The sequence below is a fragment of the Micrococcus sp. KRD096 genome (assembly GCF_017168495.1).
In the GTDB taxonomy this organism is placed as follows: Bacteria; Actinomycetota; Actinomycetes; order Actinomycetales; family Micrococcaceae; genus Micrococcus; species Micrococcus luteus.
Window position 1 is genome coordinate 120,487 of record NZ_JABFAY010000017.1, and the last position, 442, is coordinate 120,928.

Annotated in this window: 1 protein-coding gene; it reads right to left on the reverse strand. The window is 73.5% G+C overall.

Features of this window, described 5'->3' with window-relative positions; genetic code table 11:
• A partial coding sequence (locus J1M41_RS08410) for a septum formation initiator family protein (protein ID WP_206451552.1) occupies window positions 1-442 on the reverse strand: 442 nt, incomplete at both ends.

Genomic DNA, 442 nt, shown 5'->3' on the forward strand with positions numbered 1-442 from the left:
CAACACCCGCCTGCCGTGGGCCGAGTCCCACAGGCCCTCGGCCCACGGCAGGCGGGTGTTGACGACCTCGTCCGCGCCGGCGGCGGGCGTGTCCTCGGCCTCGGTGTCGGTCTCGGTCTCGGTCTCGGTCTCGGTCTCGGAGGGTCGTCCCGTCACGGAGTACAGGGTCTCCCCCGGCATGACCAGCTCGAGGCGCTCGCGCGCCTGCTGGGTCACGTAGGCGGGATCGTCCCACAGCTGGATCCGCCGTTCGTAGTCCTCGCGCTGGGCCTGCATGGTGGCGATCTCCTCGCGCGCGGCCGAGATCTCCAGCTGCTGGTTCAGGAACGCGCGCAGCGTGGGCGCCACCAGGACGGCGGCCACCAGCAGCACGGCGACGACGATGAGCGAGCGGCCCGTGATCTGCCGGGCCGGCACCGGCTCCGGCAGCGGGGCCCGACGG